Source organism: Pseudomonas sp. HD57-3 (assembly GCF_056113135.1).
The window spans coordinates 3035375-3048262 of the sequence record NZ_CM148568.1 but is presented as its reverse complement, the minus strand read 5'-3'; the positions used below and the strand labels follow the sequence as shown (position 1 = coordinate 3048262).

The window sequence follows — 12888 nt, the reverse complement described above, 5'->3', positions numbered from 1 at the left end:
ATCAACCCTCCACCGGCCAGGCTGGCTGTTGCTGGGTAATGCAGTGCACACCGCCGCCACCGTGGGCCAGATGATTGATCTGCACCGGCACCACTTCACGGCCCGGGAACGCCTTGGCCAGGGTTTCTGCCGCGACATGGTCGGCCTCGATGCCGTACGCCGGCATGATGATCGCGCCGTTGGCAATGTAGAAATTGGTGTACGAGGCGCAGAACACTTCGGCTTCGGTATCCACCGCATCGGTGGCTTCGTACAGCTCGATCAGCTCGAATTTGCGGCCCTGAGCATCGGTGGCCAGTTCCAGCGCACGACGGTTTTCCCGCACGACTTCGGCATACACCGAACTGCGATCATGAGTCGCGTCCACCAGCAACACGCCAGGACGGGCGAAGGCGCAGACGCCATCGACGTGGCCGTCGGTCATGTCGCCGGTGACGTAATCCGGATCGCCCGGCAGCCAGATGGTTTTCTTCACGCCGAGCAGGCGGCTGAAGATTTCTTCCATCTCGGCCTTGCTCACGCCGGGGTTGCGGTTGGGATTGAGCAGAACCGATTCGGTGGTGATCAACGTGCCCTCGCCGTCAACGTGGATCGCGCCTCCTTCGTTACTCAGCGCGGTGCCGAAGCATTCGCCGCCCAAATGATTGAGCACTCGGCGGGCCAGGCTTTCGTCCAGATCATGGGCCGACTTGCCGCCCCAGGCGTTGAAGCGCCAGCTCACCCCGGCCAGACCTTGTTCCGGGTGAACCACGAAGCTTGGGCCGGAGTCGCGGCACCAGCTGTCGTTGACCGCCAGCGGGATCAGTTCGATGTTCGGCCCGCACAAGGCTTTGGCACGGGCGATGGCCGACGGATCGACAACCATTTTCACCGGTTCGAAACGGGCGATGGCATTGGCGACGCGGGCGAAATCTTCCTGCACCAACGGCAAAGTGACACCCCAGCCCGACTCCCACAGGGCCTGATTGTGTGGCCAGACCATCCAGGTCGCCGCATGCGTCACCCACTCTGCCGGCATCATCCAACCGCTGTTGTTGTTTTTGTTCTGCTGCATGGTAAAAAGCCCTTTGAGTTAAGCCATTGTGTTCAATGAAAACAGCCTTGGCGGCGTTGACGTGCATGCTAATGGCGGCCTTAAGGGCAAACAAACGATGGATTTAGCGGAAAACCAATTAGAGGAACTTATCGATCATGCTGAAACACTGGCCACCCCTCAGCTCGTTGCGCGGCTTCGAAGCCGCCGCAAGGCTGGGCAGTTTTCACAAGGCCGCCGAGGAGCTGAGCCTCACGCAGTCGGCCATCAGCCAGCAGATCCGCAGCCTTGAGGCGTATCTGGAGCAGCCGCTGTTTTTCCGCAGCGGGCGCAGCGTCAGCCTGACCGACGCCGGCCATGACCTGCTCAGCACCACTCAGGCCATGCTGCAGCAATTGTCGGTGGGCATCCGGCGCCTGGGGCAATACCAGAAACCCAATCAACTGGTGCTCAACACCACGCCGGCGTTTGCCCGGCACTGGTTGCTGCCGCGTCTGGGGGATTTCCGCCGTCAGCATCCGAATGTGGATCTGTGGATTTTCAGCACCGATGAAGTACCGGACATGGCCACCCAGACCATCGATCTGGCGGTGCGCGACGACATCAGTTCGCAGGCTGAATGCAGCTTCAAGGTGCTGCATGCCGACCGCCTCTACCCCGCGTGTCATCCGAGCTTGTTGAGCGTGCCGAGCGCCCAGCGGACGACGCTGCACGGCGAGCGGGAGATGGACTGGAGCCATTGGGCGGTGGAATCGGGAATCGACGTCGGCCAACAGGATCAGGGCCTGAACTTTTCCGATCCGGGCCTGTTGCTGGACGCAGCCTGCGGCGGGCTCGGCATCGCGCTGGTCAGCCAGCTGCTCAGCCGCAAGGCCCGGGCCGACGGGCTGCTGCAGCCCTTGGTGGACGAAACCATTCGCGGCCCGAACTGGGCGCTGCTGACCCACCGCGACAGTGAAAACGATCCGATGGCCCGCAGTTTTACCGAGTGGTTGCTGGCGAACCTGAGCGATCCATGACCGGTGCGTGGCGGGCCATCACTTCGGCGATCCAGTCGATGAACACCCGCAGTTTGCGACTGATGTGGCGGTTCGGCGGGTAGGCGACGTAGAGCGGCATGGGATCGAGGCGCCAGTCTTCAAACAGCGGCACCAGATCACCGCTCGCCTCGTGTGCTTTGGACATGTACCTGGGCAGCCACAACACGCCCAACCCCGCAAGGCCCGCCGACAAATAGGCATTTCCGTCATCGACCGCCAGCACATGGCGGCCCTTGATCTGCAAATCTTCGTGTTCGTTGTGCAGGGCGTACGGCACCGGTTTGCCGGTGCGCGCCCAAAGGAAACCGACTACCCGATGATGGCTGTCTTCCAGTTCACGGGGATGCATCGGGGTGCCGGAGCGGGCCAGATAACTCGGCGCGGCGTAAACGCCAAGCTGAAGATCCGCCACCTTCCGGGCCATCAGCGACTGATCCCGCAGCTCGCCGCCACGCACCACGCAGTCAACGTTTTCATCGATGATGTCGACGATCCGGTCACTGACGCCCATGTCGATCTGGATCTCCGGGTAGCGCGCGTAAAACTCGGGCAGCGCCGGCACCAGAATCAGATTGGCCAGGGGGCTGGGTACGTCGACCCGCAAGCGCCCCTTGGGCTGGGCTGCGGCGCCAGGAAGACTGGTCTCGGCGTCGTCCATGTCTGCCAGCAACTTGATCACCCGCTCGTAATAGGCCGCGCCGTCCGCCGTGGCGTTGACCTTGCGCGTGGTGCGGTTGAGCAACTTCACTCGCAGCCGCGCCTCCAGTTGCTGAATGAGCTGGGTCACGGTGGTCTTGCTCATGTGCAGGGTCTCGGCGGCCTTGGTGAAACTGCCCGCCTCCACCACTCGGGCGAAGGCTTGCATCGCGTCAAAACGGTCCATATCCCACCTCTGATAGCGGCTCGATTGTTTGGGATTTGCAAACAGTGATCGCCAAGGTTGCGCGTTTATCGCGCCGAGGCAAGCCCATAAAGTTGCTCCATCACCGGTTTTCAACCCATTGAAGGAGACACCCCATGACCCGTGCCCAGCCAAAACGCGACGTGGTTTTCCCGCCCGGACGCCATGCGCTTTACGAGCGCAACCGTTATTCCCCGGCGGTTCGTTCCAACGGATTTCTGTTTGTCTCAGGCCAGGTCGGCAGCCTTGAGGACGGCTCACCGGAACCCGATCTCAAGCAACAGGTGCGACTGGCCTTTACCAACCTCAACGCTATCCTCGGCTCGGCCGGCGGCAGCTTCGATGACGTGGTGGACGTGACGGTATTCATGGTCGATCCGCAATCGACCTTCGAAACCATCTGGGAAGTGGTGCCGGAGTTCTGGGGCGAGGCGCCGCACCCGACGATTACGGCGGTCGGCGTGACGTGGCTGTATGGCTTTCAGTTCGAGATCAAGGTGATTGCCAGGCTACCGGAAGCGTAAGTCGATACGCAGGGAGCGCTCACACTTTTGCAACACACTCGGGAGCGCAATCCGCCAGACTTTGGTGGGTTCTCCCGAGAACGAATGAACATGACCCTCACAATCCGCAACGAACGCCTTGAAGACTTCGACGCCATCGCCCGAATCACCGAGGCCGCGTTCCAGCACGAAGAACACTCCAGCCACACCGAACAATTCATCGTCAACGCCCTGCGCCGCGCCGACCAGCTCAGCGTGTCGTTGGTGGCAGTGGAGAACGACACGGTGGTCGGCCATGTCGCCATTTCCCCCGTGACAATCTCCTCCGGCGCTCAAGGCTGGTACGGCCTCGGCCCGATTTCCGTGTGCCCGACCCGCCAGCAGCAAGGCATCGGCTCGGCGCTGATGAAAGCCTCGCTGGCGGAGTTGCAGCGCATTGGCGGGGTTGGCTGCGTGGTGCTTGGCGATCCGGGCTACTACGGCCGTTTTGGCTTCAAGGCCCATGCCGGCCTGGAATTGCCGGGGATTCCGGCGGAGTACTTTCAGGCGCTGGCGTTTGGCGGTGAGTTGCCGGTCGGTGTCGTCAGCTACCACGAGGCTTTTGACGCCACCGCGTGATCGCTCACCGCCCTCGATTACTCACAATCCGTGTTCAACTGCTTCACCAAAGCGCTATTGATGCCATTTCTGCGATCAATATTCTGTCCTCATGTTGTTTTTGCCCCGGACAGAAAAGAGCGCAAGCCATGCCCAGCCCGAGAACGCTGTACCAGAAGCACATTGACAGTCACACCGTCTGCACCCTCGACGATCAGGGCCACGTGCTGCTTTACATCGACCGCCAGGTCGCCAATGAATACACCAGCCCACAAGCCTTCAGCGGCCTGCGTGATGCGGGGCGCACGGTGTGGCGGCCTGCGGCGACGCTGGCGGTGGTCGATCATGTAAACCCCACCGCACCGAAACGCATCGCGACCATGCCCGACGCCGGGGGCGCGCGCCAGGTGTCGTACTTCGAAGAAAACTGCCGCGACTTCGGCATCGAGCTGTTCGATGTGCTGGACAAACGCCAGGGCATCGAACACGTCGTGGCGCCGGAACAGGGTTTCATTTTGCCGGGCATGGTGGTGGCGGCCGGTGACAGCCACACCACCACTTACGGCGCACTGGGCGCCTTCGGTTTCGGCATCGGCACTTCGGAAATCGAGCACCTGCTGGCAACTCAGACTCTGGTCTACAAACGTCTGAAAACCTTGCGTGTGACGGTCAACGGTGAGCTCGGCGCAGGCGTCACCTCCAAGGACATCATCATGGCGCTGATCGAAAGGATCGGCGCGTCCGGCGCCACTGGTTACGCCATCGAGTTCACTGGCCCGGCCATCAGCGCCCTCAGCGTCGAAGCGCGCATGACCATCTGCAACATGGCCGTGGAGGCCGGTGCCCGGGGTGCCTTCATGGCACCGGACGACAAGGTGTTCGCTTACCTGCAACGCAAGCCGCGTGCGCCCAAGGGCAAGGTCTGGGAGCAAGCCGTCGAGCGCTGGAAAACCCTGCACAGCGATGACGGCGCGGTGTTCGATCGCGAAGTCGTCCTCGATGTCGCCGCGTTGGAGCCGATGGTGACATGGGGCACCAGCCCCGATCAGGCCGCGCCAATCAAAGGGCACGTGCCGGACCCGGCCGCCCAGCCCGATCCGATCCTGCGTCAGGGCCTGCAGCGCGCCCTCGACTACATGGGCCTGACACCCGGCATGCCGCTGAACGAAGTGACGATCAGCCATGCCTTCATCGGTTCCTGCACCAATGCGCGGATCGAAGATTTGCGCGACGTTGCCCGCGTGGTGCGCGGCAAGCGTGTGGCGGCCCACGTGCGGGCGATGATCGTTCCCGGCTCGACGCTGGTGCGCAATCAGGCCGAGGACGAAGGCCTGGCGCAGATTTTTCTCGACGCGGGTTTCGAGTGGCGTCAATCGGGTTGTTCGATGTGCCTGGCGATGAACGATGACGTGCTCGCGCCGGGTGATCGCTGTGCGTCCAGCACCAATCGAAACTTCGAAGGCCGTCAGGGCGCCGGTGCGCGCACCCACCTGATGAGCCCGGCGATGGTCGCCGCCGCCGCCATCAGCGGCCATTTGACTGACGTGCGCACCGTCGCGCTGGAGGCTTGAACCATGCAACCTTTCGACACTGTCAGCGGCAGCGCCGCGCCGTTTCTCGCGTCCAACATCGACACCGACGTGATCATGCCCAAACAGTTTCTCAAGGGCATCGATCGTCAGGGGCTGGATCGCGGGCTGTTCTTCGATCTGCGCTTTCTTCCCTCCGGCGAACCCAACCCTGAATTCGTGCTCAACCAGCCGGCCTGGCAGGACGCGGCGTTTCTGGTGACCGGCCCCAATTTCGGCTGCGGCTCCAGCCGCGAACACGCGGTGTGGGGCTTGAAGCAAGTGGGGATCCGGGCCTTGATCGGCACCACGTTCGCGGGGATTTTCTACGACAACTGCCAGCGTAATGGCGTGTTGGCGATTCAACTGGACGACGCGCAGTTCAAGCGCGTGGCCGAGGCGATCAGCGTCCCGAAGACCGCGCGGATCAGCGTGAACCTGGCGCAGCAAACCATCGAGCTGGGGGACAGCACGCAGATCGGATTCGAGATCGATCAGCTGCGCAAACAGTCGTTGCTGCTGGGACTGGACGCCATCGGCACCACGCTGCAACGCACCGAGCAGATCCGCGCCTTCGAGGCACGGCATCTGGCGGACAATCCTTGGCTGGGTTGATGGCAAAAAAACGGGCGGTTCATTGAACCGCCCGTTTTCATTCCACAGACAAATCGCGGAAGTACTCTTCCAGAAACTCCACGCACACCCGCAATTTCGCCGACTCGCTGAGCCGGGTCGGATAGACCGCCCAGACGTTGGCGCTCTGGGTGTAGCCGTCCAGCACCTGCACCAGCCTGCCCTGCTCGAGCATCGGTTTGACGTCCCACATCGAGCGCAACAGAATTCCGCCACCGCTCAAGGCCCACTCCAGCACGATCTCGCCGCTGTTGGAGGACAACGGGCCATTCACTCGCACCGTTTCCTCTTGTCCGTCCTTGCTCAGGGTCCAGATGCCGAATGCGTTGTTGCGCTCCTTGAGCACCAGACAATCGTGGTCTTTCAGGTCTTCGAGAGATTGCGGCGTGCCCCGGCGTTTGAGGTATTCCGGCGTGGCGCACAGCACGCGCCGGTTGCTCACCAGTTTGCGCGCGAGATGCTGGCCCGGCAGGTCATCGCCGACGAGGATTTCCAGATCGAAGCCCTCGCCCACCAGATCGACCACCCGGTCGAACACGTCCAGCCGGATGTCGAGTTTCGGGCACGCCCGGGACAGCTGGCTGATCGCCGGCGCCACATGATTGCGGCCGAAACCGAAGCTGCTGCAAATGTGCAGCGAGCCCGCCGGCTGGTGCCGGGCCTGGGAAATCTCGCCGAGAAACTGATCGAAATCCCCCAGCAGTTTCTCCGCCCAGATCCGCACCCGCTCTCCATCGTCGGTCAGCGCGATGCGCCGGGTGGTGCGGTGCAGCAGCTTGGTCGCCAGCGTGGTTTCCAGCACCGAGATGCGTTTGCTGACGTAGGCCGGTGAGAAGCCCAGCTCGTCAGCGGCGCTGGCAAAGCTGTTCTTGCGGATGACGGTGAGGAAAACCTTGAGGTCTTCAGGCAAGGGAAATTGGTCACGATTCGTGTTCATAGGCCGCGCGCCTTCGCTATTTGTCACACATTCTGCGAAGGATAACATCGAATCAACACCTCGCCAGCCGGGGCCCGGTGCTTGCTGGAACCCCGGCGCCGTGATCAGGGTTGTCGATTGCTGGCGGTTTGCGTGCCCGGCTCGAACATCGCCTCGAACCGCGATTTGTTGGCCGCGTAATAGGCCGCGACCGCCTGATCCGATGAGGTCTGACGCGCCCGCATCATCAAGCTTTCCAGATCTGCCTGCGGGATCGAATAGTGAGCGAAAAAGTACGCCACCTGCGGGTATTCCTGACTGAACCCCTTGCGCGCCATCGCATGGATCTGCTCGGCGCCACCGAAAATCTGCTTCGGATCATCCAGATAGCGCAGCGACCATTTGGAGAACATCCAGTGCGGGCTCCAGGCATTGACCAGTGACCATTTGTCCCGTTTCAGGTTGCGATCCAGTTCATTGAGCATGCCGCTTTCCGAAGACGCCACCAGTTTGTAGCCATCAAGCCTGTATTCCTCGATCGCCTTGACCGTGAGTTTGTACTGGCCGTTGCCCACCTCCGAGGTGAGGATCTTGCCTTCGAGTTTTTCCTTCACTTGCGGCTTGTTCAGATCCTCGACACTGGCCACTTCACTGATCGGCACCGATGTCGGGACGGCCATGCCGATCCGCCCTTCGTACAGCACGCCGAGGTCTTCGAGGCGATCCTTGTATTTGTCGTAGAACGCCTTGTGGGTACTCGGCAGCCAGACCATCGGGATCAGGTCGATGTTGCCGTTGGCCAGGGCCTGGAACTGAATGCCGATATCGGCCATCACCAGTTTCACCGGTTGTTTGAGGTGATCCTGGAGCGCCGCGCTGGCGAGTTTGACGGTGATTTCGGTGTCCGACCAGTTGACCCAGCCAATGCGCACGGGGGCAGGTTCGGCGGCCTGGGCCTGTGCAGCGAGCGTGGCCAGAATCAGGGCGAAAAGCGTATTTCGATAAGGCGAATGAGCGTTCATCAAGCGTCTTCCTGGGGAGGTGGGATCGGCAGGTATGTCTCAATCTGGACGGCCTTGCGGTTGAGGCGTCTGGCGCAATCCTATGCCTGGGCGAAGCACCGCGCAAGCAAAATGTACACCTGTGTCAGCGATGATTGACACGACTGTACAGTTGACCTAATTTCAAGTCGCCGAGCCTGATGAAGCCCACCCCGGAGCGCACCACCATGTCCAGCGATCCCCTGTTGCAGCCTTACAAAATCAAGAACCTGACGCTCAGAAACCGGATCATGACCACCGCTCACGAACCGGCCTACCCGGTTGACGGCATGCCCAAGGATTTGTATCGCGCCTACCACGTCGAACGCGCCAAAGCCGGTGTTGCGCTGACCATGACGGCCGGTTCCGCCGCCGTTTCCAGAGACAGCCCGCCGGTGTTCAACAACGTCCTCGCCTACCAGGATGAAGTGGTGAAGTGGCTGAAGGACCTGACCGACGAATGCCACGAGCACGGCGCGGCGGTGATGATCCAGTTGACGCATCTGGGTCGCCGCACCCGCTGGGACAAGGCCGACTGGTTGCCGGTGGTCTCGCCGTCGCACCATCGCGAAGCAGCGCACCGCTCCTTCCCGAAGAAAATGGAAGACTGGGATATCCAGCGCATCATCAAGGACTATGTGGACGCCGCCGAGCGGATGCACGCCGCCGGCATGGACGGTCTGGAGCTGCAAGCCTACGGGCATCTGATGGACCAGTTCTGGTCACCGTTGACCAACGAACTCGACGGGCCGTACGGCGGCTCGCTGGAAAACCGCATGCGCTTCACCTTCGACATTCTGCGCGGGATCCGCCAGCGGGTCGGCGAGAACTTCCTGCTGGGCGTGCGCTACACCGGCGATGAAGGCCTGCCCGGTGGCTTCGACGCCCGCGAAGGCTTGCAGATTTCCCACCTGCTGAAAGACAGCGGGCTGGTGGATTTCCTCAATGTCGTGCGCGGCCACATCGACACCGATGCGGGTCTGACCGATGTCATTCCGATCCAGGGCATGCGCAATTCGCCGCATCTGGATTTCGCCGGTGAAATCCGTGCGGCCACAGGTTTTCCGACCTTCCATGCGGCGAAAATCCCTGACGTCGCCACCGCTCGCCATGCCATCGCCTCAGGCAAGATCGACATGGTCGGCATGACCCGGGCACACATGACCGATCCGCATATCGTGCGCAAGATCATCGAAAAACGTGAGGAAGATATCCGTCCCTGCGTCGGCGCCAACTATTGTCTGGACCGCATCTATCAGGGCGGCGCCGCTTACTGCATCCATAACCCGGCAACCGGCCGGGAAACCACCATGCCCCACGACATTCCCAAGGCAGCACGCAAACGCAAAGTGCTGGTGATCGGCACCGGTCCTGCGGGACTTGAGGCCGCACGGGTAGCGGGCGAACGCGGTCATGACGTGACTGTGCTGGAAGCGGCGGATCGCCCCGGCGGGCAGATCCGTCTGACCGCCCTCAGCGAACGGCGGCGGGAGATGATCAGCATCATCGACTGGCGCATGGCGCAGTGCGAACGTCTGGGCGTGAAGTTTCATTTCAACACCTGGGCCGAAACCGACACGGTGCTGCAGCATGAACCGGATGTGGTGATTGTCGCCACCGGCGGCCTGCCCCACACGGACGTGCTCAGTGCAGGCAACGACCTGGTGGTTTCGACCTGGGACATCATTGCCGGTGACATCAAACCAGGCCGGCATGTCCTGATCTATGACGATGCCGGCGACCACGCTGCGCTACAGGCTGCCGAGGTCATCGCCGCCAGCGGCGCGAGTGTCGAAATCGTCACCCCTGATCGCAGTTTTGCTCCGGAAGTCATGGCGATGAATCTGGTGCCCTACATGCGCAGCCTGCAGGATCTGGATGTCACCTTTACCGTCACCTTTCGCGTCGATTCGGTCGAGCGCCGCGACGGGCGACTGGTGGCAACGCTCGGCAGTGATTACGGCACGGTGCACAAGCAACGGGTGGTGGATCAGGTGGTGGTCAATCACGGCACGATTCCGCTGGATGACCTGTATTTCGACCTGCGCGCCCATTCGAGCAACGGCGGCGCGGTGGAACAACACAACCTGATTGCCGGCAAGACGCAGGACATCGTCACCGACCCGCAGGGACGTTTTCAGCTGTTCAGGATTGGTGACGCCGTAGCCGCACGCAACACCCATGCGGCCATTTACGATGCGCTACGGCTGATGAAAGACCTCTGAACCTGGCCTTCCCTTCTGTGTCGGGAGGGAAGTCGCTGAATCTGCCACCTACAGGCCGCGCCGGGCAACCTCGGCGCCGGCCTGTACGGCCCGCCCCACGATGTCTTCGAGGTTTTGCCAGGTCATCGATTGCAACGCAGACGCCGTGACCCCGCGATAAGCCATCAAGGCATCCAGCAGAGCTTTCGGTTCCCGCGTCGCCAGCAGTTGACCGCCGCCCACCACAACCGCCCGTGCCGCCCGCTGCGCAATGCGCGCGGGGATGCCGGCCGCTTCGGCCTGACTGGCGAGCGCAGCGCACAACAGCGCCGGAAATGCCGGCCCGGTACCGGACAACGCGCTCAAATAATCGATGCAGTCTTCATCGGGCACCTCGTCCGCGGTGCCCACGCATTCGAACAATCGCTGCAGCCAGTCGCGCTCCTCATCGGTCAAGGAGCCGGCCACGAACCACGGCGTATAGGATTGGCGGATCTCCACCGCCGCGTTCGGCATGGCCCGCACCACCACTCGCGCGCCTGTCGCGGCACTGAGGGTGGACGCTGAAATGCCGGCCATCAGGGAAACCAACGTTTTGCCTCGGGCATCAATCTGTAATTCACGGAACTGCTCGGGCCGGACCGAGAGCACGACGATATCGCTGCTGTCGACCAGCGACTGGTTGTCACTCAACACGCGCACTCCCGGCGCAACATCAGCACTGCCCGAGCGGTTGGAGATCAGCAGATCACTCGGCCTGATGAAGCCCAGGTCCAGCAACGATTCGGCAATCGCCTTTCCCAGCCAGCCCGTGCCGCCGATGATCCCCAGCGTTCTATTGGTCATCGGGCAGCGCCTCTTCGAAGGTTTCCACCAGTGGAACAAACACCCCCGGCTCCGTCTCGGCATAACCGAACTGACCGAAAAACCGGTCCAGCTCGCGTCGCTTGGGGGACTTTCCGGTGAACACGGTGACGTACTGCGGGATTCGCCGGAACCGCACGATCACGTCTTCGGTGGTTTTCATCGAGATGTAGCCGATCTGCGTGAGATAGATCGTCCGGGCACGGGCATCAGCCGCCCCCGGCTCATAACCGAAACGGCGAAACATAGCGGCCAGCGCATTGATCCGTGCGTCATCGGCGAGCGCGATTTGCCCGGCGACTTCATCCGATTGCAACGCCCAGCTGCGCACGGCGAATTCAAACTGCGAATCGAACAACGCGGGGTTCAGCCAGCATTCGAAAACATTGAGGATCGCCTCGGACACGCTTTCGGCATAACGCTCGCACTGCCCCACCAGACCACCGGTGTTCTTGTCCCGCCAGCGGGCCAGCAGCGCCGCGAGCAGTTGCTCTCGATCCTCGTAGAACCAGTAGAAGCTGGTGCGCGACAGGTTAAGGCGCTTGGCCAGCGGCATTACCCTGACCGCATCGATTCCGGATTCCTTCAAAGCCTCATACGCGGCGTCCAGCCAGACGTCCACAGAACCGCGCCATCCTGAATCCTGAGCCTTGTTTTTTGTCCGTCCTGCCTGCGTCATTGCAATGCACCTGTCTTTGAGACTTTGACCGGACTTTACACGGGGCGTACACGCAATGTACATCGGCGTACATTTTTCATTTTCGAACGCGCTTCAGCGCCCATGGCGATCTCGATTCAATCGCTTGAAAACGCTGCCGAAAGGTCGGGTGTGCGTGCGCCAAAATCCCTGCATTGGACAGACATGACCGTTCGGCGCTTTTTCTGGCAGCCCCGCACAAACGGGTCTAGGGTTGCGTGGCTGGCAAAATGCTGGCCACTTGGCAAACGTCGCTCGACGAGCGCCATCAGCGGCACTGGAAGAAAAATCAGGGATGGTTTTTGTGCTTGCGCGGGTATTGCACTCTTGAAGAGTGAACGACCTATCCCTGTGTTTCGTTGCTTTCTATCAAGGACAGAAAGATGAACAACGTACAGGCGAGATTCCCCCGTTTGCCCCAGCGGCAACCCCCTTCTTTGACGCCCGAGGCCAGGCCCGACGGTTTTGGCTGACGACGCTTGCGCGTGAGCCGGCGCTGCGGCGTCGAACCTGCGCGAACCCAATTTACGGATTGATCAGATCCCGACGGATCAGGCTGTCACGTCACCGAGAATCCCGGTTGCCGGAATTCTGGCCGATGTCGTTCGCCTGCCTGTCAGGAAAGGCGCCCCTTCTGCGCAAGGGGTCGAGCGGCACACACCCACGAGGAAGGCCTCGATATGACCGGTTCAAACCACAACATCCCGCCCTACGGCGTCGCCATCCAGAGCGCGATCACTGGCGGCGATCTGCAGCAGATGAAGACTTTGTTGAAGCAGCGCGATTCAACGAAGCCGGAAGCGAAGGAGCTACAAACCGCGTACGAAAAACTGGCCAAAGAAGTTTCTCGACTGGAAAAACCTTAAGGCCATTTCCCACATTGCAATGGAGG

13 protein-coding genes are annotated in these 12888 nt (G+C 61.5%); 7 read left to right on the top strand and 6 right to left on the bottom strand.

Features of this window, described 5'->3' with window-relative positions; translation table 11 throughout:
- Position 1: 1 nt before the first annotated feature.
- Positions 2–1054, bottom strand: coding sequence for an agmatine deiminase family protein (locus tag AC0R79_RS13600; RefSeq protein WP_085747467.1), 1053 nt, complete (start codon positions 1052–1054; stop codon positions 2–4).
- Between the two features lie 137 nt (positions 1055–1191).
- Between AC0R79_RS13600 and AC0R79_RS13595 the strand changes: the two genes are divergently transcribed.
- Positions 1192–2052: a LysR substrate-binding domain-containing protein gene (locus AC0R79_RS13595; RefSeq protein ID WP_375746898.1), complete on the top strand. Its 861-nt coding sequence runs from the start codon at positions 1192–1194 to the stop codon at positions 2050–2052.
- Here the strand turns inward: AC0R79_RS13595 and AC0R79_RS13590 are convergent.
- Positions 2015–2956, bottom strand: a complete 942-nt coding sequence (locus AC0R79_RS13590; RefSeq protein ID WP_474734847.1) for a LysR family transcriptional regulator — start codon at positions 2954–2956, stop codon at positions 2015–2017. The genes AC0R79_RS13595 and AC0R79_RS13590 overlap by 38 nt on opposite strands.
- A 134-nt stretch (positions 2957–3090) precedes the next feature.
- Here AC0R79_RS13590 and AC0R79_RS13585 point away from each other — a divergent pair, with 134 nt between their 5' ends.
- The 4 genes from AC0R79_RS13585 to leuD all read left to right on the top strand — a co-directional run bounded on the left by AC0R79_RS13585 (position 3091) and on the right by leuD (position 6257).
- Positions 3091–3498 (top strand): RidA family protein, encoded by a 408-nt coding sequence (locus AC0R79_RS13585; protein WP_474734844.1) that lies wholly within the window; start codon positions 3091–3093, stop codon positions 3496–3498.
- Between the two features lie 90 nt (positions 3499–3588).
- Positions 3589–4095 (top strand): GNAT family N-acetyltransferase, encoded by a 507-nt coding sequence (locus AC0R79_RS13580; RefSeq protein WP_474734842.1) that lies wholly within the window; start codon positions 3589–3591, stop codon positions 4093–4095.
- 128 nt (positions 4096–4223) lie between these two features.
- Entirely contained in the window at positions 4224–5645 is a 1422-nt protein-coding gene (gene leuC, locus AC0R79_RS13575; RefSeq protein ID WP_474734841.1) for a 3-isopropylmalate dehydratase large subunit, read from the top strand.
- A 3-nt stretch (positions 5646–5648) separates the two neighbouring features.
- Positions 5649–6257: a 3-isopropylmalate dehydratase small subunit gene (gene leuD / locus AC0R79_RS13570; RefSeq protein WP_221535160.1), complete on the top strand. Its 609-nt coding sequence runs from the start codon at positions 5649–5651 to the stop codon at positions 6255–6257.
- Between the two features lie 37 nt (positions 6258–6294).
- Here leuD and AC0R79_RS13565 read toward each other — a convergent pair whose 3' ends face one another.
- Both AC0R79_RS13565 and AC0R79_RS13560 read right to left on the bottom strand, forming a co-directional pair.
- Positions 6295–7212, bottom strand: coding sequence for a LysR substrate-binding domain-containing protein (locus tag AC0R79_RS13565; RefSeq protein ID WP_474734838.1), 918 nt, complete (start codon positions 7210–7212; stop codon positions 6295–6297).
- A 104-nt stretch (positions 7213–7316) separates the two neighbouring features.
- The gene (locus AC0R79_RS13560) at positions 7317–8213 is read right to left on the bottom strand and encodes a glycine betaine ABC transporter substrate-binding protein (protein WP_474734837.1); all 897 of its coding nucleotides are present in this window, start codon (positions 8211–8213) and stop codon (positions 7317–7319) included.
- Positions 8214–8419: 206 nt separating this feature from the next.
- Between AC0R79_RS13560 and AC0R79_RS13555 the strand changes: the two genes are divergently transcribed.
- Entirely contained in the window at positions 8420–10456 is a 2037-nt protein-coding gene (locus AC0R79_RS13555) for an oxidoreductase (protein ID WP_474734835.1), read from the top strand.
- A 48-nt stretch (positions 10457–10504) separates the two neighbouring features.
- On the opposite strand, the gene AC0R79_RS13550 is transcribed toward AC0R79_RS13555, so the two are convergent.
- Complete coding sequence (locus tag AC0R79_RS13550; protein WP_474734833.1) at positions 10505–11281, bottom strand: pyrroline-5-carboxylate reductase family protein; 777 nt, start codon at positions 11279–11281, stop codon at positions 10505–10507.
- Positions 11271–11978 carry a TetR/AcrR family transcriptional regulator gene (locus AC0R79_RS13545; protein ID WP_474734831.1) on the bottom strand — a complete coding sequence of 236 codons (708 nt, stop codon included), beginning with the start codon at positions 11976–11978 and terminating at the stop codon, positions 11271–11273. The genes AC0R79_RS13550 and AC0R79_RS13545 overlap by 11 nt, the downstream gene beginning before the upstream one ends.
- 698 nt (positions 11979–12676) lie before the next feature.
- Here AC0R79_RS13545 and AC0R79_RS13540 point away from each other — a divergent pair.
- Positions 12677–12862 (top strand): DUF1843 domain-containing protein, encoded by a 186-nt coding sequence (locus AC0R79_RS13540; RefSeq protein ID WP_041475227.1) that lies wholly within the window; start codon positions 12677–12679, stop codon positions 12860–12862.
- Positions 12863–12888: the final 26 nt, after the last annotated feature.

What these genes read in the sequence shown, in the direction of transcription:
- AC0R79_RS13550 (WP_474734833.1), bottom strand. Translation starts at nt 11,281, where the DNA reads ATGACCAATAGAACGCTGGGGATCATCGGCGGCACGGGCTGGCTGGGA.
- AC0R79_RS13595 (WP_375746898.1), top strand. Translation starts at nt 1,192, where the DNA reads ATGCTGAAACACTGGCCACCCCTCAGCTCGTTGCGCGGCTTCGAAGCC.
- AC0R79_RS13560 (WP_474734837.1), bottom strand. Translation starts at nt 8,213, where the DNA reads ATGAACGCTCATTCGCCTTATCGAAATACGCTTTTCGCCCTGATTCTG.
- AC0R79_RS13540 (WP_041475227.1), top strand. Translation starts at nt 12,677, where the DNA reads ATGACCGGTTCAAACCACAACATCCCGCCCTACGGCGTCGCCATCCAG.
- AC0R79_RS13590 (WP_474734847.1), bottom strand. Translation starts at nt 2,956, where the DNA reads ATGGACCGTTTTGACGCGATGCAAGCCTTCGCCCGAGTGGTGGAGGCG.
- leuC (WP_474734841.1), top strand. Translation starts at nt 4,224, where the DNA reads ATGCCCAGCCCGAGAACGCTGTACCAGAAGCACATTGACAGTCACACC.
- AC0R79_RS13580 (WP_474734842.1), top strand. Translation starts at nt 3,589, where the DNA reads ATGACCCTCACAATCCGCAACGAACGCCTTGAAGACTTCGACGCCATC.
- AC0R79_RS13585 (WP_474734844.1), top strand. Translation starts at nt 3,091, where the DNA reads ATGACCCGTGCCCAGCCAAAACGCGACGTGGTTTTCCCGCCCGGACGC.
- AC0R79_RS13565 (WP_474734838.1), bottom strand. Translation starts at nt 7,212, where the DNA reads ATGAACACGAATCGTGACCAATTTCCCTTGCCTGAAGACCTCAAGGTT.
- leuD (WP_221535160.1), top strand. Translation starts at nt 5,649, where the DNA reads ATGCAACCTTTCGACACTGTCAGCGGCAGCGCCGCGCCGTTTCTCGCG.
- AC0R79_RS13555 (WP_474734835.1), top strand. Translation starts at nt 8,420, where the DNA reads ATGTCCAGCGATCCCCTGTTGCAGCCTTACAAAATCAAGAACCTGACG.
- AC0R79_RS13600 (WP_085747467.1), bottom strand. Translation starts at nt 1,054, where the DNA reads ATGCAGCAGAACAAAAACAACAACAGCGGTTGGATGATGCCGGCAGAG.
- AC0R79_RS13545 (WP_474734831.1), bottom strand. Translation starts at nt 11,978, where the DNA reads ATGACGCAGGCAGGACGGACAAAAAACAAGGCTCAGGATTCAGGATGG.